The following is a 21,533-nucleotide window of genomic DNA, read 5'->3' on the forward strand; positions in this document are numbered from 1 at the left end:
GCCTTGCCGCTTGATGGGCTGCCGCGGCGGCAGCCAGCGCCAAGGCTGGCGCCGCCCGCTTCGAGCCTGTCAGGCGGCCCTGGGCGGCCCCTGCACCTCCTCCGTCGCGAACTCCGCCGGGCCGGTGATCTCCAGCAGTTCCAGGTCCTCGGAATGGGCGATCTCGCGGTGGCGGACCCGCGGCGGCTGGTAGCAGCTGTCGCCGGCGCGGAAGGTCTTCTCGCCGATATCCTCGTATTCGAAGCGCACCCAGCCCTTCAGCACGAAGAACATCTGGAAGGCCAGGTCATGCGTGTGCCACTGGCCGGTGGCGTGCGCACCCGGGATGGCGCGGATCACATGCGCGCCGAAGCTGCCCTCCGTCGCACCCTTGATGCCGAGGTCGCGGTATTCGAAGAAGGCCCGCAACCCGCGCTCGAAATGCGCGTCCTCGGCGTGGCTGGTGGTGGTGCGCATCCTGCTGTCCTCCCTGGGTGCGGACGCAGCCTACCCGCTTCCCGGCGCCGGGCGCAGCAGGAAGGCGCGGATGGCGGGGTCGGTCGCCAGCCCCGCCGCGCGCTGCCGCGCCGCCTCCGCCGCCGCCATCTCCCCGGCGCGCGCGGCCAGGGCGGCGAGCGCCGCCCAATAGGGCTGGTACTCGGCAAGCCGCCTGTCCGCCCCCGCCGCGCGCAGGGCCGCCAGGCCGGCCGCCGCGCCGTCGGTCTCCGCCACGGCAACCGCGCGGTTGACCGCCACCACGGGGGAGTCGGTCGCTGCCAGCAGCGCATCGTAGAGCAGCCGGATCGCCGCCCAGTCGGTGCGGCCGGTGAAGCGCCGCACGGCATGGACGGACTGCACCGCCGCCTCCCACTGGAAGCGCCCCGGCCGGCCGAGCGCGGCGGCCGCCCGCAGCAGCCGCTCCGCCTCCGCCTGCATCGGCGCGTTCCACCGGGACGGGTCCTGCGCCGAGAGCGGCACGTAGCCCCCCGAGGCATCGCGCGCCGCCGGCCGCCGCGCCTCCAGGTGCAGCAGCAGGGCGGCGAGGCCGGCGGCCTCCGGCTCCTCCGGCGCCAGCGCGGCGCAGAGCCGGGCCAGCCAGGCGGCCTCCCCGGCCAGCGCGCCGCCATCAGCCGGGTCGGCGGCACCTGCGGCATAGGCGGCGTAGATCGCTTCGAGCGCCGCCGGCAGCCTGGCTGCCACCTCCGCCCGCCCGGGCACGGCGAAGCGCACCCCGGCGGCGGCGAGGCGGCGCTTCGCACGCACCAGCCGCTGCCCCATCGCGGCAGGCGAAACCAGGAAGGCCGAGGCGATCCGCGCCGCATCCAGCCCCAGCACGCATTGCAGCATCAGGGCCGCGCGGGAGGCCGGCTCCACCGCATCCGCCGCGCAGGCCAGCAACAGGGCCAGGCGGTGGTCGGGCAGCTGCTCGGGGTCTTCCGGCCCCGCCACCTCGCCGGTCGCGCGCAGGAGGTCCGGCATCGCCGCGCTCGCGGTGGCGGCGCGGCGGCGGCCGTCGAGCAGCCGGCGCCTGGCCGCGGTGAGCAGCCAGGCTTCCGGCTTCTCGGGGATACCGGTTTCAGGCCAGGCGGCGAGCGCGGCGGCGAAGGCATCCGCCAGCGCATCCTCCGCCGCCGCCAGCCCCGCGCCGCGGGCCAGGAGCAAGGCGAGCAGGCGGCCATAGCCCTCGCGCGCCGCGCGCTCCGCCGCCTGCGAGGCCGACGTCACTGCGCTCAGCCGGGCTGGCCCATCACCATGACCGGGCGGACCTCCATCACGCCATGCGTGGCGCCGGGGCAACGCGCGGCCCAGCGCAGCGCCGCCTGCATGTCCTCCACCTCGATCAGGTAGTAGCCGGCCAGCTGCTCCTTGGTCTCGGCATAGGGGCCGTCCAGCACCTGCGGCGCGCCGTTGGCGACGCGGACGGTATGCGCGGCCATCGAGGGCTGCAGGGGGTCGCCGGCGACGAAGGCGCCGGCCTCCCGCAGCGCGGCGGTATAGGCCATGTAGGCGCCGTAGATCCGGCCTTTCTCCTCTTGCGGGATGGCGGCCCAGGTCTTCTCGTCGCTGTAGATCAGCAGCATCGCCTGCATCGTCGTCTCTCCTGTTCCCGGCCGGCGCCGATGCGCCGCCGGGATGATGACGTGGCAGGCCGGAGGATTTCGACAGGCGGTCGGCTATTCCTGCGGCGTCTCGCGTTTCGCGCCGTCCAGCAGCTGCGCGCGGCGGGCCTCCGCGGCGCGGTCATTGGCCTTCTGTGCCTTGTCCCGGCCGTGCTTCGCGCGGTTGGCCGCCGCCTGCGCCGCGGCCTCCGCCTTCGCACGCGCCTTCTTCAGCCGGTTGAGGTTGACGATCTCCGCCATGAGCGGAGACTAGCGGTGACACCAGCCGAGGGAAACGCCGCCATGTGGATCGAACTCACCGCCGCCGACGGACACAAGCTCGCCGCCTGGAAGGACGGGCCGGATGACGCGAAGCGCGCACTGGTGGTGATCCAGGAGATCTTCGGCGTGAACAGCCATATGCGGCATGTCTGCGACCGCTTCGTGAAGAACGGCTATGCGGTGGTGGCGCCGGCGCTGTTCGACCGCACCGAGCGCGGCGTCGAGCTCGGCTACACGCCGGAGGACGTGGCCCGCGGGCGGGAGCTGCGCAGCAAGGTGCCGGAGGCCGGCACCATCGCCGACATCGAGGCCGCCGCCGCCGCCCTGCCCGCTTCGGCGAAGCACGGCATCGTCGGCTATTGCTGGGGCGGCACCGTCGCCTGGCTCGGCGCGACCCGCACCAAGGCCTTCGCGGCCGCCAATGGCTGGTATGGCGGCGGCATCGCCGGCACCCGCAGCGAGACGCCGAACTGCCCGGTGGAGCTGCATTTCGGCAGCAAGGACGCCTCCATCCCGATGAGCGACGTGGAGGCGATCCGCGCCGCGCAGCCGGGCGTGGGGATCTTCGTCTATGAGGGCGCGCAGCACGGCTTCGGCTGCGACGACCGCGGCAGCTACAGCAAGCCGGATGCCGAGCTGGCCTGGGAGCGGACGCTGGTCTTCTTCGGCAAGCACCTGGGCTGACGGCCGGGCGCCGCGCGCGGCGTCACAGCACGCGCGCGGCCACCGCGTCGAGCTTCGCCAGCATCGCCGGGTCCCGCTTCTCGGGCGCGGTGATGATCGCGTTGTCGAGCGCACGGTCGCAGCCCGCGGGGCAGAGGCCGCGTCGCGCGCCCAGCGCCGGCACCACATCCGCCACCAGCGCCCGCGCCCTGTCGGCGTTGGAGAACAGGACCTTCACCACCTGCTCCACCGTCACATGGTCGTGGTCGGGGTGCCAGCAGTCGAAATCGGTCACCATGGCGACGGTCGCGTAGCAGAGCTCCGCCTCGCGGGCCAACTTGGCCTCGGGCATGTTGGTCATGCCGATCACGCTGCAGCCCCAGCTGCGATACAGCTCGCTCTCCGCCTTGGTGGAGAATTGCGGCCCCTCCATCACCAGGTAGGTGCCGCCGCGCGTGACGGGCAGGCCGAGCTTCCTTGCGCTCGTCTCCAGCGCATCGCCGAGCCGCGAACAGACCGGATGCGCCATCGAGACATGCGCGACGCAGCCGGTCTCGAAGAAGCTCTTCTTCCGCGCGAAGGTGCGGTCGATGAACTGGTCCACGATGACGAAATGGCCGGGCGGCAGGTGCTCCTTGAGCGAGCCGACGGCGGAGAGCGACAGGATCTCGGTGCAGCCCGCACGCTTCATCGCGTCGATGTTGGCGCGGTAGTTCAGGTCGGAGGGCGGCGTCGGGTGGCCGCGGCCATGGCGCGGGAGGAAGCGCACCGGCACGCCCGCGAGCCGCCCGAACAGGATCTCGTCGGATGGCGCGCCCCAGGGCGTCCCGATGCGGCGCCACTCCCGCTCCTCGAGGCCGGGTATGTCATAGAGGCCGGAGCCGCCGATCAGGCCGATGACGGGGGTGATCTGGTCTGACATGCGGCGCGGCTCCTGTGGCGACGGCGCGCCTTGTAGCCGGCGCGTGCCGCAAAGCGAAAGGGCCGCCCCCTTGGGGACGGCCCTTTGCGTCGGCGGCGTGGTGGCGCTGGATCAGTGGCCCTTCACGTCCGCCCAGACCTTGCGCTTCACCGCGTAGGTCAGGCCGCCGAGGACGATCAGGAACAGGATGATGCGCACGCCCATCCGCCTGCGCTGCTCGGCCTCCGGTTCCGCGGCCCAGGCGAGGAAGGTCGTCACGTCCCGCGCCATCTGCTCCACCGTCGCCGCGGTGCCGTCGGCGTACTCCACCTGGTCGGGGTTCAGCACGTTCGGCATGGCGATCTGGTTGCCGGGGAAGTACCGGTTGTAGTTCATCCCTTCCATCAGGGTGAAACCCTCGGGCGGGTCCGAATAGCCGGTCAGCAGCGCATGCACGTAGTCGGCCCCGTTCGCGCGGGCCTTGGTCATCACCGACAGGTCGGGCGGATAGGCGCCGTTGTTCGCCGCGCGCGCCGCATTCTCGTTGGGGAATGGGCGGCGGAAGCGGTCGGAGAGCCGCGCCGGGCGCTCGAACATCTCGCCAACATCGTTCGGTCCGTCCACCACCTGGAACTGCGCGGCGATGTTGCGCACCTGCTCCTCGCTCAGGCCGATCTCGAGCAGGTTGCGGTAGGAGAGCTGCCGCATGGCGTGGCAGGCGGCGCAGACCTCCTTGTAGACCTGGAAGCCGCGCTGGAGGCTGCCGCGGTCATAGGTGCCGAACAGCCCCTCGAAGGAGAAGCGCGTCTCCGGCAGGACGATCGCCTCGCCGGCTGCGCGGGCGGGCGCCGCGTTGAGGAACGCGGCGGCGCCCAGGACCAGGGCGCCAACCAGGCTGCGCCCTGTTTTTCCAAAGAAGCGCGACATCAGGCCTTCTCCATCGGCTTCGCGGCAGCGCCGGCGAGGACAGGCCCGCCGCCCCGCAGCACCGGCTTGGCGATGCTCTCCGGCAGCGCCAGCGGGCGCTCGAGCCGGCCGAGCAGCGGCAGGACCACCAGGAAATACGCGAAGTAGTAGGCGGTGGCGAAGCGGGCGATGGTCACGTAGATGCCCTCGGCCGGCTTCCCGCCCACCCAGGTCAGGATGGCGAAGTTGATGCCCCAGATCAGCAGGAACCACTTCGCGATCGGGCGGAACCGCATGGAGCGCACCGGCGAGGTGTCGAGCCAGGGCAGGATGAACAGGATGGCGATGGAGCCGAACATCAGCACCACGCCGCCGAGCTTGTCCGGCACCGCGCGCAGGATCGCGTAGAACGGCAGGAAGTACCATTCGGGCACGATGTGCGCCGGCGTCACCAGCGGGTTTGCCGGGATGTAGTTGTCCGGGTGGCCCAGATAGTTCGGCGTGAAGAACACCAGGAAGGCGAACACCACGAAATAGGCCATCAGGCCGACGCTGTCCTTCACCGTGTAGTACGGGTGGAAGGGCAGCGTGTCCTGCGGGCCCTTCGGGTCGATGCCCAGCGGGTTGTTGGAGCCCGTGATGTGCAGCGCCGCGACATGCAGGAACACCACGCCGACGGTCACGAAGGGCAGCAGGTAGTGCAGGCTGAAGAAGCGGTTGAGCGTCGGGTTGTCCACGCTGAACCCGCCCCACAGCCAGACCACGATGTCCTCGCCGACCAGCGGAATGGCGCTGAACAGGTTGGTGATGACGGTCGCACCCCAGAAGGACATCTGACCCCAGGGCAGCACGTAGCCCATGAAGGCGGTCGCCATCATCAGCAGGAAGATCACCACGCCGAGGATCCACAGGATCTCGCGCGGCGCCTTGTACGAGCCGTACCAGAGGCCGCGCCAGATGTGGATGTAGACGACGATGAAGAACATGCTGGCGCCGTTCATGTGCACGTAGCGCAACAGCCAGCCGTAGTTCACGTCGCGCATGATCCGCTCCACGCTGTCGAAGGCGTAGGAGGTGTGCGCGGTGTAGTGCATCGAGAGGAAGATGCCGGTCGCGATCATGATCAGCAGGCTGATCATGGCGAGCGCGCCGAAATTCCAGAAGTAGTTGAAGTTCCGGGGCGTTGGAAACGTCCCGTACTCCTTCTGCAGCATGGTGAACACCGGCAGGCGGCTGTCGATCCAGCGCACGACCGGGTTCTTGAAGTCGCTCTGATGAAGGCCGATGGCCATGTGGACCCTGGCTCCTCGGGTTGGTCCGGCTGGCGGGCGGGCGCGGACCATACCGCGCCCTGGCCACGCGTCAGCCGATGCGGATCGTGGTCGGAGAGGTGAAGACGTACTCGGGAACCGCAAGGTTCGCCGGCGCCGGGCCGCGGCGGATGCGGCCCGACGTGTCGTAATGGCTGCCATGGCAGGGGCAGAACCAGCCGCCGAAATCGCCGCGCGCATCGGTCGGCTTCTGGCCGAGCGGGACGCAGCCGAGATGCGTGCAGACGCCGAGCACCACCAGCCACTCCGGCTCCTTCACGCGCGCCGGGTCGGGCTGAGGATCGGGCAGCGTCGCAAGCGGTACGGCGAGGGCGGCCGCGATCTCTTCCGGCGTGCGGTGCCGCACGAAGACCGGCTTGCCGCGCCACACCACCGTCACCGCCTGACCCACCGCAATCGGCGAGAGGTCCACCTCGGTGCTGGCCAGCGCCAGCACGTCGCGCGCGGGATTCATCGAGTGGATGAAGGGCCAGGCGATCACCACCACGCCGACCGCGGCGAAGGCACCGGTGGTCAGCTTAAGGAAGTCCCGGCGGGTCTCCCCCTGCCCGGCATCCCCATGGGGTGCCATTGCGTCAGCCATCTCTCATCCCTTTCCGCGGCACGCTCACGGGTCCGGTGCCGGATCCGATCGCGCGCGTCACGTCCAAGTCCCGCCGCCACCGGACCCTGGCTTCTCCGCGCCCGCAGCCGAGGCGCGAGCCTGCGTGAGCCGGTCCTGCCGATGGCGGCGCTGCGCGGCATATAAAGGTCCGCGGTAAAGACTGTCCATCCGGCCCCGGACCTGAAATCGCGGCAACTTCGCGCCCGGGACATGCCCCGGGGCACGCCGGCGCGCCGGGGTCGCCTTCCGCGCAACGGCCTGTCAATCTCGGTCGCGCGGGCGGATACGCCGCTGCCCAAGGGAGGACCAATCCGCGCATGCCTGACAGCCCGGCCCCACTCGATCATCCCCTGGTGCCGCGTGCGCGGGCCTGGTTCGAGGCATTGCGCGACCGCCTCTGCGCCGCCTTCGAGGCCTGCGAGGACGAGCTCTCCTCCGGCCCGCACGCCCAGCTGCCGCCCGGCCGATTCGCGCGCACCGCGTGGGATCGGCCCGATGGCGGCGGCGGCGTGATGTCGGTGATGAAGGGCCGCGTCTTCGAGAAGGTGGGCGTCAACGTCTCCACCGTCTTCGGCGAGTTCTCGCCCGAGTTCCGCAAGCAGATCCCCGGCGCCGAGGCCGATCCGCGCTTCCTCGCCACCGGCGTCTCGCTGGTCGCGCACATGCGCAGCCCGCGCGTGCCGGCGGCGCACATGAACACGCGCTTCATCGTCACCAGCAAGGCGTGGTTCGGCGGCGGCGGCGACATCACGCCGATGGACCACGCCGCGCCGCATTCGAAGGAGGACGCGGCGGATTTCCACGCCGCCTTCAAGGCCGCCTGCGACCGGCACGACGACAGCTACTATCCCCGCTTCAAGCAGTGGTGCGACGAGTACTTCTTCCTGCCCCACCGCAACGAGCCGCGCGGCCTGGGCGGCATCTTCTACGACTGGCTCGGCGACCGCACGCCGGGCAAGGGGATCGAGGCCGACTTCGCCTTCACCCGCGATGTCGGGGAGGCCTTCCTGGCCTCCTACCCCGCCATCGTCCGCAAGCGCATGCACGAGCCCTGGACCGAGGCCGAGCGCGCCCACCAGCTGGTCCGCCGCGGCCGCTACGTGGAGTTCAACCTGCTCTACGACCGCGGCACCATCTTCGGCCTGAAGACCGGCGGCAACGTGGAGGCGATCCTGATGTCGCTGCCGCCGGAGACCGGCTGGCCGTAGCCTCGCCGCGACCGCCGTGCTGCTCGCCGACCACAACCACCTGGCGCGGATCCGCGCGCCGCATGTGACGATCGGGCTGATCGTCGTCTGCTCGGCGGTCTTCCTGGCCGAAGCCGCCGGCCTGCAGGTGCCGGGCTGGATCGCCTTCAACCCAGAGATCACGGCACGCTTCGCCCACGATCCGCGCGCCTGGGCCGGCGTGCTCGGCCATGCGCTGCTGCATGGCGGGCTGCTGCACCTGTTCGGCAACATGCTCGCTCTCTGGGTGTTCGGCGACAATGTCGAGGACGCCTTCGGCCATGGCCGATTCGCACTGTTCTTCGCCGCCTGCGTCGCTGCCGGCGCGGCGGCCTATGCACTCACCGCGCCGCCCAACCACGCGCTGGTCGGCGCCTCTGGCGGCATTGCGGGGGTGATGGCGAGCTACCTGCTGCTCTATCCGCGGGCGCGGGTGGTGGTGCTGGTGCTGAAGGGGCTGCCCGTCGCGGTGCCCGCCTCCTGGTTCGTCGGGATCTGGCTGGCGGCGAACATCGTCCATGCCGCGGCGATGCTCGGGCCGGAGGAGCCCGGCGTGATGCCCACCGCCTGGTTCGCCCATCTCGGCGGCTTCGCCGCCGGGCTGGCGCTGACCCTCTTCGCCCGGCCGGCCGGCGTGCGCCTTTTCCAGCCCGGGCCGGCGGGCGATGCGCAGGGCTGGCTGCTGCGGCGCGCGATCGACCTCAGCCCCGCCAGCGGCCGCGGCTGGTCGTGGGAGGCGGCGCTGAAGGCGCTGGCCTTCCTGCTGCTGGCCGGGCTGGGCATGCTCTTCGCGATCTGAGGCGGCGCGACTATGTTCCTCCCCGTCTCATCGATGGGAGGAATCACGCATGACATCCAGCCACACCCCGCGCGTCCCGCGCCGCCTGCTGCTCGGCGCCGCGCTCGCCGCCCCGCTCGCCGCACCCGCGCTCGGCCAGCCGCAATGGCCGAGCGGCAATGTGCGCATCATCGTCCCCTGGCCGCCGGGCGGCTCCACCGACGTGCTGGTGCGGCTCTATGCGGAGCGCCTGAACGGCATCCTCAACGCCAATTTCGTGATCGAGAACCGCACCGGCGCCGGCGGCAACATCGGCCTCGACGCGCTGGCCAAGTCGCCGCCGGACGGGTCGGTGTTCAGCATCGCCTCGGTCGGGCATCTCTGCATCAACCCGTTCCTCTACGCTCGCCTGCCCTATGATCCGGCGAAGGACCTGGTGCCGGTGGCGATCGCCTGGGACCTGCCGAACGTCGCCGTGGTGGCCGCGCAGCACAACCCGTCGAAGACGCTGGCCGAGTTCATCGCCTGGGCGAAGGCGAAGCAGAACGGCATCTCCTACGGCTCGCCGGGCGTGGGCACCACACCGCACCTCTCCGGCGCCCTGTTCGCCGCCCGCACCGGCATCGAGGCGACGCATGTGCCGTTCCGCGGCGCGGCGCAGACCATCCCGGCGATGCTCTCGGGCGACGTGAACTTCGCGCTCGACAACCTGGCGAGCTACACCGGGGTAATCGAGGAAGGCCGCATGCGGGCGCTGGCGGTGACCAGCGCCGAGCGCTGGCCGACGCTGCCGAACGTGCCGACCATGGCCGAGGCCGGCGTGCCGAACATGGTGCTCACCTCCTGGCAGGGCTTCGTCGTGCCGGTTGGCACGCCGCAGCGCATCATCGAGCGGCTGGGCGGCGCGCTGCGTCAGGTGGCCAACGACGAGAGCTTCAAGGCTCGCGTGCTGCGGGCCGGCGCCTTGGCGGTCTGGTCCTCGCCGGAGGGCATGAGCGAGCGCGCCAACCGCGACCGCCCGCTGTGGCAGGAAGCGGTGCGCGTGAGCGGCGCGCGCGTCGAGTAGCGGAGCAGCCCGGGCGGGCCGATTCAGACCTGCGGGCCTGGCGGCCCTACGGTCATCGGGCCGCCTTCAGCTCCGCCCGGCGCGCCGGGCGGAGCCTGCGGGCGGCGCGGCCCCTTCGGGCCGGCCGGCATCGAAGCCGAGGAAACCGATCCCCGGCCGCGGCGTGCCGCCATCATTGGCCCAGAGCCGGGCGGTGGCGGGCGTCGCCGGCTGGCCCGCCGCACCGGCGATCGCGGCGGCGGCGGTGCGGGCTGCGGCGCTCGGTTCCCGCCGGGCGGGGGCGGAGGCAGCGGGCGGCGGTCCGGACAGGGCGCTCGCGCCGGGCGGCGGCGGCGGCGCGCGGGTGAGATCCCGGGTGGAGAGCAGGTAGAAGGCGATCTCGTGCCGGCCCTGGTCCACCGCCGCGTCCAGCGGCGTCAGGCCGAGCGCGTTGCGCGCCCCGAGATTGGCGCCACGCGCCACCGCATCGCGCGCCGCCGGCAGGTCGCCGCGGTTGATCGCATCGAACAGCGCATCGTTGGGCGAGAGCGTCGTGGCCGGGTCGCCGGCGATCGGCGCCGGGGCGCGGCGGGCGGCAAGGCCGGGCAGCGCCGGCGCCGCGCCGAGCTGCGGCGCGGCCTGCTGCGGCGCCCGGACGGAGTTGGAGGGGCTGCCGCTGATTTGCGCAGCGGCGTCCTGCGTCGCCAGCGCCAGCGCCGAGAGCAGGACGGGAGCCAGATGGGAGGCCAGTCGGAAGGTCGCGCGCATGGGGCGCAAGCTAGGCCAGACCGCGCCGGCGCGGAAGTCGCGGATCATCCGCACCCCTCATCCGCACCCTTGGCCACGGAATGAGAAGTCCTGCACCCGCCCGTCGCGGATCGTGAAGGTGATGTCGCAGCCGACGGTGGCATAGGCCGGCGGGGCGGGGAAATAGCCGAAGCGCGGCCCCCAGGGCGTGAAATAGGGCCGGTCGAAGCCGGGCTGCGAGTAGGCGACGGTGCGCCGCTGCTCGTATTGCAGGAAGCGCCGGCCATCGGCCTCGTAGGTGCGGACCGGCACGCCGAACTCGGCGACCAGGTCGCCCTCGCTGCGGCCGATCCAGACGGAAAGCCGCTCCCGCAGCCCCGGCCCCTGGGCGCAGGCGACCAGCAGGAGCGGCAGCAGGAGGAGGGCGCGTCGGATCATGACGGAGAGATGGGAAGCCCCGGCCGGCGCGTCATCTCACGCTCCCTCGCGCCGCCAGGCCAGCAGCGCCAGGCCGAGCACCAGCGGCAGCGCCAGCCAGGGCGGCAGCAGCGGCAGGGCGGTGATGCCGGTCACGGTGTGGTCCTCGTTGCGCCGAAGGCCGATCCAGCCCGGCCCATAGGTGTCGCGCCCGGCGGCGACGCGGCGCAGCTCCGGCACCTCCGGCGCCTCCCCCGTGCCGAGCCAGCGCACCGCCCCGCCGGTCGCCCCGGCCAGCGGGCGCAGCGCGGCGGCGTCGGCGCGCAGGTCGGCGATCTCCAGCGGGTTGCCGGCCTCGGCGGCGGCATAGGCGGTGCGGCGCCCATCCGTGGCCTGCCAGACGCCGGGCTGGGTCGCCGGCAGTTCCGCCACCGCCCGCCCGCCCCGCGCCTCGGCCTGGTGGCGGCTGGCCATCCCGTCCGGCGCGGTGACGGTGATCTCCGGCGGCGGGCTGGCCTCCAGGCTGCGGCGCACCACGGTCATGCGGCCATGCTCGATCCGGGCGATGAGGTCCTCCTCCTCCAGCTCCGGCTCCTTCATGGTCCAATGCGCGATGCGGCGCAGCAGCTCGGCCTGGGGGCCGCCGCCGTCATGCCCGCGCGACCACAGCCAGATATGGTCGGAGAGCACCAGCGCGACGCGTCCCTCCCCCACCCTGTCCAGCAGCATCAGCGGCGCGCCATCCGGCCCCTCCATCACGGTGGAGCCGGCGCGCGCATCGGCGCGCAGCGCGCGGTACCAGCGGCCCCAGCTGGCCTCGCCCGGCCCGTCCACCGGGTTGGCGCCGGGCAGGTCCTCGGTCACGGGGTGCCGCGCACCGAGCGCGGTGACGCGCGGGCGGAAGGCCTGCTCCAGCAGCGCCGCCTGCGCCGCCCCCGGCCCGGTCGGCGGCCGCGCCGGCAGGACCTGGCCGAGCGGCGTGGCGGCGAGGCTGGTCGGCCCCGCGAATTCCGGCCCGACCGAGAGCAGCAGCGCGCCGCCGCCGCGGACGTAATCGGCGATGTTGCGCAGATAGACCGGCGGCAGCAGGCCGCGATTGGCGAAGCGGTCGAACACGATCAGGTCGAATTCGCGCAGCTTCACCTGGAACAGCTCGCGCACCGGGAACGCGATCAACGCCAGCTCGTGCAGTGGCGTCAGGTCGTCCTTCTCCGGCGGGCGGAGGATGGTGAAGTGCACCAGGTCCACATTAGGGTCGGCCTTGAGCAGCCGGCGCCAGGTGCGCTGGCCGGCATGCGGCTCCCCGCTCACCAGCAGCACGCGCAGCCGGTCGCGCACGCCGTTGATGGAGACGACGGCGCGGTTGTTCAGCTCGCTGACCTCGCCCGGCCTGGCCTCGGCGGTGAGTTCCACCACGGTCGGGCCGCCGCGCTCGATGTTGACGGCGATGCGGTGCTCGCGCCCGACCGGCACCGATTCCACCCGCGCGGCGCCGCCGTCGCGGCGGATCGAGAGGCGCGCGGCGCCGCTGCCCTCGCCCGCCGGCGCGCCGAGATCCTCGACCACCACGCGCAGTTCCACCTGCCGGCCGACGATGCCGAAGCCCGGCGCCTCCACCACGCGGATGCGCCGGTCCACCTCGCCCGCGCGGCCGGGCAGCAGCAGGTGGAAGGGGGCTTCGAGCCCCGGTGCGGCCGGCAGGTCGTGCACCTGCCCATCGGTCAGCGCGATCACGCCGGAGAGGCGCGCGCGCGGGATCTCGGCCAGCGCACGCTCCATCGCGGTCCAGAGGCGGGTGCCCTGGTTGCCGCCTTCCGCCACCTCGACGACGCGGAGTTCGGTCTCGGCGAGGCGGCCGGCGCGCGATTCGACCTGCTGGCGCGCGGCCTCGATCTGCGCGGCCCGCCCGCCCACGCCGGTGCTGTCGCTGCGGTCCACCAGAAGCAGCGCGATGTCGGGGCGGGTTTCCCGCGTCTCCTCGACGAGGCGAGGATTCGCGAGCGCGAGGAGGAGTGCGGCGAAGGCGGCGAGGCGCAGCAGCGCGCCGGCGGCCGGGGCAAGGCGGCGCTTGCCATCGGCGGTGACGGCGATGCGCAGCAGCGCGGGGGCGAGCGCAGCGAGTGCGACGACCGCGAGCGTGGCGATCAGCCAGACGGGCACGACGGGCGCGAAGTCGATGCCGGCGAGGACCTGGTTCATCGTTCCGTGGCCTCAGGCGCCGGCGCGGCCTCCGGCCGCTTGGCTTGCGCGCAGGCCTGTGTCGCACCTGGCGCCAAGGCCAGGTTGTGCGCGGGCCGCGTTCGCGGCCTCGCCCCGCTGCGCGGGGCGCCAGTGCCGATTCTTGCCTGGCGCTTGATCAATTCCCCAGCCTTTCCAGGATGGCCGGCACGTGCACCTGGTCGCCCTTGTAGTTGCCGGTCAGCGCATACATCACGAGGTTCACCCCAAACCGATAGGCCAGTATGCGCTGCCGCGTGCCGCCGGGGATCACCGCGTAGGGATTGTTCCCACGGGCATCCACCGCCCAGGCCGCCGCCCAGTCATGGCCGCCGATGATCACCGGGCTGACGCTGTCATTCGCCCGGTCCTGGTCGCGCGCCACCCAGACCGCGCCGCCGGTGAAGCGGCCCGGCAGGTCGGCCAGCAGATAGAAGGCGCGGCGGAGCACATGATCCTCCGCCACCGGCGCCAGCGGCGGCACCGTGAGATCCCGCGTGACCCGCCGCAACGCGGCGCGCGAACCCGGCGAGAACCCCTCGCCCGAGCCCTCGTTGCGGGTGTCGAACAGGATGATGCCGCCCTGGCGCATGAAGGCGTTGAGCGCGGCCACCACATCCGCGTCCGGCTGCGGCGCCTCGCCCAGCACCGGCCAGTAGAGCAGCGGGAAGAAGGAGAGGTCGTCCTGCCCCGGCACCACGCCCACCGGCTCGGCCAGCGCCGCGGCGGTGCGGCGGTTCACGAAATCCGACAGCCCCACCAGCCCCATGCGGGAGATCGCATCCACCTCCGCATCGCCGGTGACGACATAGGCCAGCCGCGTCGCCAGCGCCGCGTGGCCCTCCGGCGTCTGCGCCGCGGCGGGCGAGCCGGCGAGCAGCGGCGCCAGCGCCAGGGGGAGGATGATCGCCCGCGCCAGCGCCGGCCCGCGCGCCAGCACGCCGCGCAGCCAGAGCGAGGCCAGCAGGTCCGCCGCCAGCAGCAGCATGGCCAGCGCCAGCAGCCAGGGTCCGAGGTCGCGCTCCGCCGGCACGCCGCCGATCGCCTGCACGGCGGCCGCTTGCGGCGGCGCGGCGGCGGGCCGGGGTGCCGGGACGCCGGCGCCGAGGTTCAGCGCACGGCGCTGCCCGGCCTCGCCCGCCGCGGTGCCGATGCCGTACCAGCCCGGCGGATGCCGCGGCGAGGCCACCTGCTCGCCGATGCGCACCGCGGTGATCGGCTGCGCGCCGGGCTGCGGCGGCCCGAGCCGGCCGAAGCCGTCCAGCGTCTCGATCGGCGCCAGCGGCGCCTCCCCATCCGCGCCCGCCACGCCGGCCGAGAGCGCGACGATGCGCCGCAGCATGTCCACGAACAGCCCGGATAGCGGCAGGTTGGACCAATCGGCATTGGCGGTGACGTGGAACAGCACGATGCGCCCGGCCCCGCGCGGCTCCTGCGTGACCAGCGGCGTGCCGTCCGCCAGTCGCGCCCAGCTCTTGCCGGTCAGCCGCGCCGAGGGCTCGGCCAGCACCTGGCGCTCCACCGTCACCTCGGGCGTCGGCGCCAGGCCGGCGAAGGGGGAATCGTCCGGGAAGGGTGCCAGGTTCTGCGGCCGCTCCCAGGAAAGCGCGCCGCCGATCTGCCGTTCGCCGCCGCGCAGCGGCACCGGCAGCAGGCTGTCCTGGTTCTCCGCCACCCGGGCGCCGGCGAAGCGGACCAGCGTGCCGCCTTCCTCCACCCAGCGCGCCAGCGTCTCCCGCTCGCGCTCGTCGGTGATCGGGCGGTCGGCGAGCACCAGCACGGAAAGCCGGCGCTGCAGCAGCTCATCCACCGTGCCGCGGCGCAGCTCGGCGAAGGGCGAGAGGGCGCGGTCGAGGTAGAACAGCTCGCCGATCAGCGGCACGTCGGCGGCGGTTTCGGGCCCGCCGGAGATCAGCCCCACCGGCCGGCGGCGGAAGCGCTCGTCGAGCAGCACCGTGGCATTTGCGCCGTTCACGCCGTCGAGGTCGAGGCGGATCACCTGGTTGCGGATCTCGAGCGGCAGCGGCAGCGCCGCCTCCGCCTCGGCGGCGCCGGCCGGGATCGGCACCACGGCGCGGTCCAGCGTGCGGCCGTCGCCGGTGCGCGCCAGCACCACCGCCTCGGTCGGCACCGGCAGCGGCGTGGTGCGGACGCTGACGACGAGCTGGTCCGCCTCGGCGCGCGGCGGCGGCAGCAGCCGGGTGGGGCGGCCCTCCGCGCGGGCGATGGTCAGCGCGCCGCCCTCGGCCAGCGCGGCGGCGAAGGGGGTGAAGGCGTCTCCCTCCGCCGCATGCTCGACGCCGTCGGCGACGTAGAGCGCGGCGAAGCCGCCGGGGTACTGCGCGCGCCAGGCCTGCAGCGCGGCGAGCGCGGCGGCGCGGTCGGGCGCCCAGGGCTTCGGCCGCAGCGCCGCCAGCCGGCCGGCGAGTTCCTCGGCCGGCATCAGCGCGGTGGCGCGGATGCCTTCGGGATCGTCGGTCGGGGCGGTGAGCAAAAGGGCGGTGCGGCGGCCTTCGCGGGCGGCGCCGGTCAGCGCCGATTCGGCGGCGGCGATGCGGTCAGGCCAGTCGGCGCCGGCCGCCCAGCCATCATCCACCACGATCAGCAGCGGCCCCTCCCCGCCCCCGGCGATCGCCGGGTCCCAGATCGGCCGCGCAAGGCCGAGGATGATCAGCGCGGCGGCCAGCAGGCGCAGCAGCAGCAGCCACCACGGCGTGCGGGAGGGCGTCTCCTCCGGCGCCGGCAGGTCGCGCAGCAGGGCGAGCGCAGGGAAGTCCTGCCGCTTCGGCGCGGGGGGCGTGATGCGCAGCAGCCACCACAGGACGGGCAGCGCCGGCAGCGCCAGCAGCAGCCAGGGCGCGGCGAAGGCGATCGGGCCGAGCGTGAGCATCTTAGTGCGCCCTCAAACGCCGGGCGCCCGCTCCGCGCGCTTGGCTTGCGCGCCTACGCGCTGTTTCGCCTGGCCAAAAAGCCCCCCTGTGCGCGGGGCCGCATTCGCGGCCCGTCGGGGCACTTCCTGTTTGCACGGTGCGCATCACGCCGGCGCCAGCACTTGATGCAGGGCGAGCAGGGCAGCCTCCGGGGGCTGGTCGGTGCGGTGGGTCGCGAAGCTCCAGCCGGCCGATTGCGCCAACGCGCCGAGCCCCGCGCGGTGCCGCGCCAGCCGCTCCGCATACACCTCCCGCACCGCCTCGACGCGGGGAACCAGCGCGGCCGGCGAACTGGCGCCGGCCACATCCTCGAAGCGGATGCGGCCGCTATAGGGCAGGGTCTCCTCAGCCGGGTCGAGCACCTGCAGCAGATGGCCCCGCACCCCCTGTGCCGCCAGGGCGGCGATCGCCTTGCGGGTTTCCTCCAGCGGGTCCCAGAAATCGCCGAACAGCACGGCACGGGCATGGCGGGCGATGCGCTGGTCCTCGGGGCGCGCGGCCAGCCGCGGCATCGACTCGGCGATCGCCGGCAGCGCGCCGCGCCCGGCGAAGGGCCGCGGCAGGCCGAACAGCCGCACCCGCTCGCCGCCGCGCAGCAGCAGCGAGGAAAGTGCCAGCAGCAGCAGCTGCGCGCGCAGCGACTTGCTCGGCACCTCCTTGCTGCTGCGCCATTCCATCCCCGGCGTGGCGGCGATCCACAGCGCCACGGTCTGCGCCGCCTCCCACTCCGTCTCGCGCACGAAGAGGCGGTCCGACTTGCCGGATTGCCGCCAGTCGATCCGGCTCACCTGGTCGCCCGGCACATAGGCGCGGAACTGCCAGAAGGCCTCGCCCGGCCCGGCGCGGCGCCGCCCATGGATGCCCGGCATGACCGTGGCGGCCACCCGCTCGGCCTCCACCAGCAGCGGCGGCAGCCCGGCGCCGAGCTGCTCCGCCCAGGGGACGGTGAGGGAGGCCGGGACCCTAGCCAAGCTGTGCCTTCAGCCGGTCGAGCACCTCGGACAGATGCACCCCGTCGGCGCGGGCGGCGAAGTTCAGCGCCATGCGGTGGCGCAGCACCGGCTCGGCCAGCGCCAGCACATCCTCGACCGAGGGCGAGAGGCGGCCATCCAGCACCGCCCGCGCCCGGGTCGCCAGCATCAGCGCCTGCGCCGCGCGGGGCCCCGGGCCATAGGCGAGGTGGCGGCGCACCTCCTCGAGCTCCGTCGTCTCCGGCCTGGCGCCGCGGACCAGGCGCAGGATCGCCTCCATGACCCCCTCCCCCACCGGCAGGCGGCGGATCAGGGTCTGCGCGGCCAGCAGTTCCACCCCGGTCATCGCCTGCACCGGCCTGGACTGCACCGCGCCGGTGGTGGCCAGCAGCATGGCGCGCTCGGCGGCCAGGTCGGGGTAGGAGACGTCGATCTCCAGCAGGAAGCGGTCGAGCTGCGCCTCGGGCAGCGGGTAGGTGCCCTCCTGCTCGATCGGGTTCTGCGTCGCCAGCACGTGGAAGGGCGCCGGCAGGTCATGCACCTCGCCGGCGATCGCGACCTTGTGCTCCTGCATCGCCTGCAACAGGGCGGATTGCGTGCGCGGGCTGGCGCGGTTGATCTCGTCGGCCATCAGCAGCTGGCAGAAGACCGGCCCCCTGATGAAGCGGAAGTGCCGCCTTCCCTCCTGGTCCTCCTCCAGCACCTCGGAGCCGAGAATGTCCGACGGCATCAGGTCCGGCGTGAACTGCACCCGCTTCGCGTCGAGGCCGAGCACGGTGCCCAGCGTCTCCACCAGCTTGGTCTTGCCCAGGCCCGGCACGCCGACCAGCAGCAGATGGCCGCCGGAGAGCAGCGTGATCAGCGTCCGCTCGACCACCGTCTCCTGGCCGAAGATGACGCGGCCGACCGATTGCCGGACGCGCGCCAGCCGCTCGGCCAGCGCCTCCGCCTCCGCCACCAGGGCTTTCGCGCCCGGCAGGTCCTCTCGCGTGGGATCGGCCACTTCAACCATGCGGGTCGGGCTCCCTATATGACAGTCGCCGGTTCATATGGCGCGAGTATCCACGCTGCCCATCCCACCCGCCACCACGGTTACAGGCGGGCAACATCCAGCAACGGCCCGGCGGCCGTCCGGATGCCAGAGCGGGAGGCGGCCGCGATGCTCGGTTGGGGAAGAGCTGCTTCACGGATGCGGGAATTTTCACCATGAGCGGTCATCCGGAGAAGGCTGCGGCGGGCAGGCCGGGCGGCGAGACGGGCAGGCGCGGCCCGCCACGCGGCGCGGGAAGCGGGCTTCCGCGGCTCCGCCACGATTGCGGCGACATCGGCATGCGAATCGCGCGCGACGGCACCTGGTTCTATCGCGGCAGCCCGATCGGCCGGAAGGAGCTGGTCTGCCTCTTCGCCTCGGTCCTCAAGCGCGAGCTCGACGGCGCCTTCTGGCTGGAAACCCCGGTCGAGCGCTGCCGCATCGAGGTGGAGGATGCGCCCTTCGTCGCGGTGGAGATGTTCTGGCGCGACTGCGCCGATCCCTTCGTGCCGAACCCGAAGCCGCGCCAGTGCCTGACCTTCCGCACCAACCTCGACGAGATGGTCACCGCGGACGCCGAGCACCCGATCCGGGTCGCCATCGACCCGCGCACCCGCGAGCCGCGGCCCTACATCACCGTGCGCGAGGGGCTGGAAGCCCGCATCAACCGCGCCGTGTTCTACGAGCTGGTGGCGCTTGCCCAGCCGGAGCGGCTGGACGGGCGGGATGTGCTCGGCGTCTGGTCGGAAGGCGTGTTCTTCCCGATCGACGACGCCCCGGAAGGGATGGCGCTGCGCCGCGCGGCGGAGTGATGCCGACGGCCGCCTTCGGCGACTCGTCGGCATGCTTTCCATGCCCTCAGGTGCCGGGCGCGCGCTCCGCGCGCTTGGCTCGCTACACTTGTGGCGGGCGCCATTCGGCGCCTCGGCCGCCTGCGGCGGCCGCAGGTTGTGCAGCAAGATGACCCTGGACCTCTCCCGCACCGCCATCGCCGAACGACTCGCCGATTCGGAGCGCCTGACGCGCATCGCCCCCACCGCCTTCGACGCGGCCGAGCAGGCGCTGACGCCGGGCGGGCTGCGCGGCGCGGCGGTGCTCGTGCCGATCGTCTGGCACCATGCGCGGCCCTCCGTCCTGCTCACCTTGCGCGCGGCGGGGCTGTCCGCCCATGCCGGGCAGGTCGCCTTCCCCGGCGGGCGGATCGAGGCCGGCGAGACCGCCGAAGCCGCGGCGCTGCGCGAAGCGGCGGAGGAAGTGGGCCTCGATCCCCGACTGCCGCAGGTGGCCGGCCACCTGCCGGAGCACCTGACCGGCACCGGCTTCCGGGTGACGCCGGTGGTCGCCTTCCTCGACCCGCCGCTGACGCTCACCCCCGATCCCGGCGAGGTGGCGGCGATCTTCGAGCTGCCGCTCGCCATCGTGCTCGACCCCGCGGCGCCGGAGCGCCGGCGGCGTGAGCTGCACGGGCGGATGCGCGAATTCTGGGTCTGGCCGCATCCCGAGCACCTGATCTGGGGCGCCACCGCGGCGATGCTGGTCACCTTGGCACGGGTTCTGCGGGAATAGCCTGCGATCGCCCCGGATGTTCACGCCGAAGGCGGGCGCGCCGGGGCGTGAATCGCCGGCTCAAGCGTATAGCCGCCCCCGCCAGGGTGCCGACAGCTGCGGTCGGCTCTATATCGGTAGCATCATGGCCGCTGTCATTGCCGTCTTCCTCACCCTGCTCCCCTTCGGACTCTATCTGGCCTGGCGCCGGTACGGTTCGAACCGCGGGGAGCCGTCCTCCGGGATGATCATCGCGCTGTTGCTCGGCGTCGGGCTGATGCTGGGTGTGGCGGTCTGGTACGGGCTGTCGCGCAGCTTCGAGGCGGGCCGGGATTACGTGCCGGCGCAGCTCGGACCGGATGGGCGCGTGCTGCAGGGCGGCGCGGAGCCCAGGCGATGACGGATGGCGGGGCCGATGCGCCGCATGCGCGGATCGCCCCGCCCGCCTTCCTGGCCAGCGGCGCCCCGGCCGCGATCCTCGCCGCCCTGCCCGGCGCGCGTGCCGTCGGCGGCTGCGTCCGCGATGCGCTGGCCGGGCGCGAGGTGCATGACGTGGACATCGCCGCGCCACTGCCGCCGGAGGAGATCGCACTCCGCCTGCTCGCCGCCGGGCTCAAGGTGTTCGAGACCGGGCTCGCCCACGGCACCGTCACCGCGGTGCTGGATCGCCAGCCGGTGGAGGTGACGGCGCTGCGCCGCGACGTCGCCACCGATGGCCGCCACGCCGAGGTGGCCTGGACCACCGACTGGCGCGAGGACGCGGCGCGGCGCGACTTCACCATCAACGCCATGTCCTGCGACGCCGCCGGCCGGCTGTGGGACTATTTCGGCGGCCGGGAGGACCTGGCGGCGGGCCGCGTGCGCTTCGTCGGCGATCCGGCGACCCGGCTCGGCGAGGATTACCTCCGCGCGCTGCGCTTCTTCCGCTTCTGGGCGCGCTACGGGCGCGGCGAGCCCGACGCCGCGGCGCTGGCCGCGATCCGCGACGCCGTGCCGGGCCTTGCCGCGCGCATCGCGCCCGAGCGGATCTGGATGGAGCTGAAGCGCCTGCTGGAAGCGCCCGACCCGGTGCCGGCGCTGGAGTTGATGCGCGAGGCCGGCCTGCTCGCGGCGGTGCTGCCGGAGGCGGGCGACTTCGCGCCGCTGCGGCTGCTCGTCGCGCGCGGCGCGCCGGCCGACCCGCTGCTGCGGCTGGGGGCGCTGCTGCTCGGGGCTGAGGATGCGGCGGTCCGCAACCTGGTCGCGCGCCTGCGGCTTTCCGGCGCCGAGCGCGGCACGCTGGTGCAAACCGTCCTGGCGTCCGAACTGCCACCGGCCGCTCCGATCACGGATGAGGCGGCGCTCCGGCGCTTCCTGGCGCAGCGGACCGGCGTGCCGCCCGAGGATGTGCGCCGTGAGGTCTGGCTCGCCGAGGCGCGCGACGGTCGGGATCGCAGCCGCCAGCGCGCGGCCATGGACGCGATGCCCTGGCCGGTCTTCCCGCTGAAGGGGCGCGACCTGGTCGCGCTCGGGGTGCCGCCCGGGCCGGACATCGGCCGCCTGCTCGGCGACCTTCACGCCTGGTGGATCGAGACCGGTGCGGAGGCGCCGCATGCGGACTGCCTCGCCGAGCTCCGCCGGCGGCTGGAAAATCCCGGGGCGGCGGACGGGACCGCCGCCCCGGGTACTCCGGCGGGGACCTGACAGACCCGCCGGTCACCGGAACAAAAGCAGAACTAATCCTTAACGCCACCGATGGCAAGCCCCTCGCCTGCCCCACTTCGCCGGGCTAGACCCGAGTAGCCCAGGCTGGAATCGGCTTGTGATTGGATGCGGCGCGGCAGGGTGTGATTCGTAGGCGTCCAGCTTTGGCTGGAGGCGGA

At 73.2% G+C, this 21,533-nt stretch carries 22 protein-coding genes; 8 read left to right on the forward strand and 14 right to left on the reverse strand.

Annotated elements, in window-relative coordinates:
* Positions 1-69: 69 nt before the first annotated feature.
* The 4 genes from ACESM1_RS22535 to ACESM1_RS22550 all read right to left on the reverse strand — a co-directional run bounded on the left by ACESM1_RS22535 (position 70) and on the right by ACESM1_RS22550 (position 2,339).
* The gene (locus ACESM1_RS22535) at positions 70-456 is read right to left on the reverse strand and encodes a cupin domain-containing protein (protein ID WP_372623457.1); all 387 of its coding nucleotides are present in this window, start codon (positions 454-456) and stop codon (positions 70-72) included.
* 30 nt (positions 457-486) lie between these two features.
* Positions 487-1,704 carry a DUF6596 domain-containing protein gene (locus ACESM1_RS22540; RefSeq protein ID WP_372623458.1) on the reverse strand — a complete coding sequence of 406 codons (1,218 nt, stop codon included), beginning with the start codon at positions 1,702-1,704 and terminating at the stop codon, positions 487-489.
* A gap of 5 nt (positions 1,705-1,709) precedes the next feature.
* A complete protein-coding gene (locus tag ACESM1_RS22545; RefSeq protein WP_372623459.1) occupies positions 1,710-2,069 on the reverse strand; it encodes a YciI family protein in 360 nt (119 codons plus the stop codon).
* 84 nt (positions 2,070-2,153) lie between these two features.
* Positions 2,154-2,339 carry a DUF4169 family protein gene (locus ACESM1_RS22550; RefSeq protein WP_372623460.1) on the reverse strand — a complete coding sequence of 62 codons (186 nt, stop codon included), beginning with the start codon at positions 2,337-2,339 and terminating at the stop codon, positions 2,154-2,156.
* A 42-nt stretch (positions 2,340-2,381) separates the two neighbouring features.
* On the opposite strand from ACESM1_RS22550, the gene ACESM1_RS22555 reads away from it, so the two are divergent.
* Positions 2,382-3,044, forward strand: a complete 663-nt coding sequence (locus ACESM1_RS22555; protein ID WP_372623461.1) for a dienelactone hydrolase family protein — start codon at positions 2,382-2,384, stop codon at positions 3,042-3,044.
* Positions 3,045-3,066: 22 nt separating this feature from the next.
* On the opposite strand, the gene ACESM1_RS22560 is transcribed toward ACESM1_RS22555, so the two are convergent.
* The 4 genes from ACESM1_RS22560 to petA form a co-directional block, all read right to left on the reverse strand.
* The gene (locus ACESM1_RS22560) at positions 3,067-3,945 is read right to left on the reverse strand and encodes an S-methyl-5'-thioadenosine phosphorylase (protein ID WP_372623462.1); all 879 of its coding nucleotides are present in this window, start codon (positions 3,943-3,945) and stop codon (positions 3,067-3,069) included.
* Between the two features lie 111 nt (positions 3,946-4,056).
* On the reverse strand, positions 4,057-4,851 hold the full coding sequence (locus ACESM1_RS22565) for a cytochrome c1 (RefSeq protein WP_372623463.1): 795 nt from the start codon (positions 4,849-4,851) through the stop codon (positions 4,057-4,059).
* A complete protein-coding gene (locus ACESM1_RS22570) occupies positions 4,851-6,122 on the reverse strand; it encodes a cytochrome b (RefSeq protein WP_372623464.1) in 1,272 nt (423 codons plus the stop codon). The genes ACESM1_RS22565 and ACESM1_RS22570 overlap by 1 nt, the downstream gene beginning before the upstream one ends.
* A 70-nt stretch (positions 6,123-6,192) precedes the next feature.
* Positions 6,193-6,744, reverse strand: a complete 552-nt coding sequence (petA, locus tag ACESM1_RS22575; RefSeq protein WP_372623465.1) for a ubiquinol-cytochrome c reductase iron-sulfur subunit — start codon at positions 6,742-6,744, stop codon at positions 6,193-6,195.
* Between the two features lie 338 nt (positions 6,745-7,082).
* On the opposite strand from petA, the gene hemF reads away from it, so the two are divergent.
* The 3 genes from hemF to ACESM1_RS22590 are packed head-to-tail and all read left to right on the forward strand — an operon-like array spanning position 7,083 to position 9,835.
* The gene (gene hemF / locus ACESM1_RS22580; RefSeq protein ID WP_372623466.1) at positions 7,083-7,973 is read left to right on the forward strand and encodes an oxygen-dependent coproporphyrinogen oxidase; all 891 of its coding nucleotides are present in this window, start codon (positions 7,083-7,085) and stop codon (positions 7,971-7,973) included.
* A gap of 16 nt (positions 7,974-7,989) precedes the next feature.
* Positions 7,990-8,790, forward strand: coding sequence for a rhomboid family intramembrane serine protease (locus ACESM1_RS22585; RefSeq protein WP_372623467.1), 801 nt, complete (start codon positions 7,990-7,992; stop codon positions 8,788-8,790).
* Between the two features lie 49 nt (positions 8,791-8,839).
* Positions 8,840-9,835: a Bug family tripartite tricarboxylate transporter substrate binding protein gene (locus ACESM1_RS22590; protein WP_372623468.1), complete on the forward strand. Its 996-nt coding sequence runs from the start codon at positions 8,840-8,842 to the stop codon at positions 9,833-9,835.
* Between the two features lie 66 nt (positions 9,836-9,901).
* Here ACESM1_RS22590 and ACESM1_RS22595 read toward each other — a convergent pair whose 3' ends face one another.
* The 6 genes from ACESM1_RS22595 to ACESM1_RS22620 all read right to left on the reverse strand — a co-directional run bounded on the left by ACESM1_RS22595 (position 9,902) and on the right by ACESM1_RS22620 (position 18,108).
* Positions 9,902-10,582: an ankyrin repeat domain-containing protein gene (locus tag ACESM1_RS22595; protein WP_372623469.1), complete on the reverse strand. Its 681-nt coding sequence runs from the start codon at positions 10,580-10,582 to the stop codon at positions 9,902-9,904.
* A gap of 57 nt (positions 10,583-10,639) precedes the next feature.
* A complete protein-coding gene (locus tag ACESM1_RS22600) occupies positions 10,640-10,999 on the reverse strand; it encodes a hypothetical protein (RefSeq protein ID WP_372623470.1) in 360 nt (119 codons plus the stop codon).
* A gap of 36 nt (positions 11,000-11,035) precedes the next feature.
* Complete coding sequence (locus tag ACESM1_RS22605; RefSeq protein WP_372623471.1) at positions 11,036-13,177, reverse strand: hypothetical protein; 2,142 nt, start codon at positions 13,175-13,177, stop codon at positions 11,036-11,038.
* Positions 13,178-13,334: 157 nt separating this feature from the next.
* On the reverse strand, positions 13,335-16,085 hold the full coding sequence (locus tag ACESM1_RS22610) for a DUF4159 domain-containing protein (RefSeq protein ID WP_372623472.1): 2,751 nt from the start codon (positions 16,083-16,085) through the stop codon (positions 13,335-13,337).
* A gap of 144 nt (positions 16,086-16,229) precedes the next feature.
* Entirely contained in the window at positions 16,230-17,096 is an 867-nt protein-coding gene (locus ACESM1_RS22615) for a DUF58 domain-containing protein (RefSeq protein ID WP_372623473.1), read from the reverse strand.
* On the reverse strand, positions 17,089-18,108 hold the full coding sequence (locus tag ACESM1_RS22620; protein ID WP_372623474.1) for an AAA family ATPase: 1,020 nt from the start codon (positions 18,106-18,108) through the stop codon (positions 17,089-17,091). Before ACESM1_RS22620 ends, ACESM1_RS22615 begins: the two co-directional genes overlap by 8 nt.
* Before the next feature lie 194 nt (positions 18,109-18,302).
* Here ACESM1_RS22620 and ACESM1_RS22625 point away from each other — a divergent pair, with 194 nt between their 5' ends.
* From ACESM1_RS22625 to ACESM1_RS22640, 4 genes are all read left to right on the forward strand, one after another.
* Positions 18,303-18,938, forward strand: coding sequence for a DUF1285 domain-containing protein (locus tag ACESM1_RS22625; protein WP_372623475.1), 636 nt, complete (start codon positions 18,303-18,305; stop codon positions 18,936-18,938).
* A 148-nt stretch (positions 18,939-19,086) separates the two neighbouring features.
* The gene (locus ACESM1_RS22630) at positions 19,087-19,692 is read left to right on the forward strand and encodes a CoA pyrophosphatase (protein ID WP_372623476.1); all 606 of its coding nucleotides are present in this window, start codon (positions 19,087-19,089) and stop codon (positions 19,690-19,692) included.
* A 124-nt stretch (positions 19,693-19,816) separates the two neighbouring features.
* Complete coding sequence (locus ACESM1_RS22635) at positions 19,817-20,071, forward strand: hypothetical protein (protein ID WP_372623477.1); 255 nt, start codon at positions 19,817-19,819, stop codon at positions 20,069-20,071.
* The gene (locus ACESM1_RS22640) at positions 20,068-21,354 is read left to right on the forward strand and encodes a CCA tRNA nucleotidyltransferase (RefSeq protein ID WP_372623478.1); all 1,287 of its coding nucleotides are present in this window, start codon (positions 20,068-20,070) and stop codon (positions 21,352-21,354) included. The genes ACESM1_RS22635 and ACESM1_RS22640 overlap by 4 nt, the downstream gene beginning before the upstream one ends.
* Positions 21,355-21,533: the final 179 nt, after the last annotated feature.

The sequence above is a fragment of the Falsiroseomonas sp. genome (assembly GCF_041690465.1).
Classification (GTDB): domain Bacteria; phylum Pseudomonadota; class Alphaproteobacteria; order Acetobacterales; family Acetobacteraceae; genus Falsiroseomonas.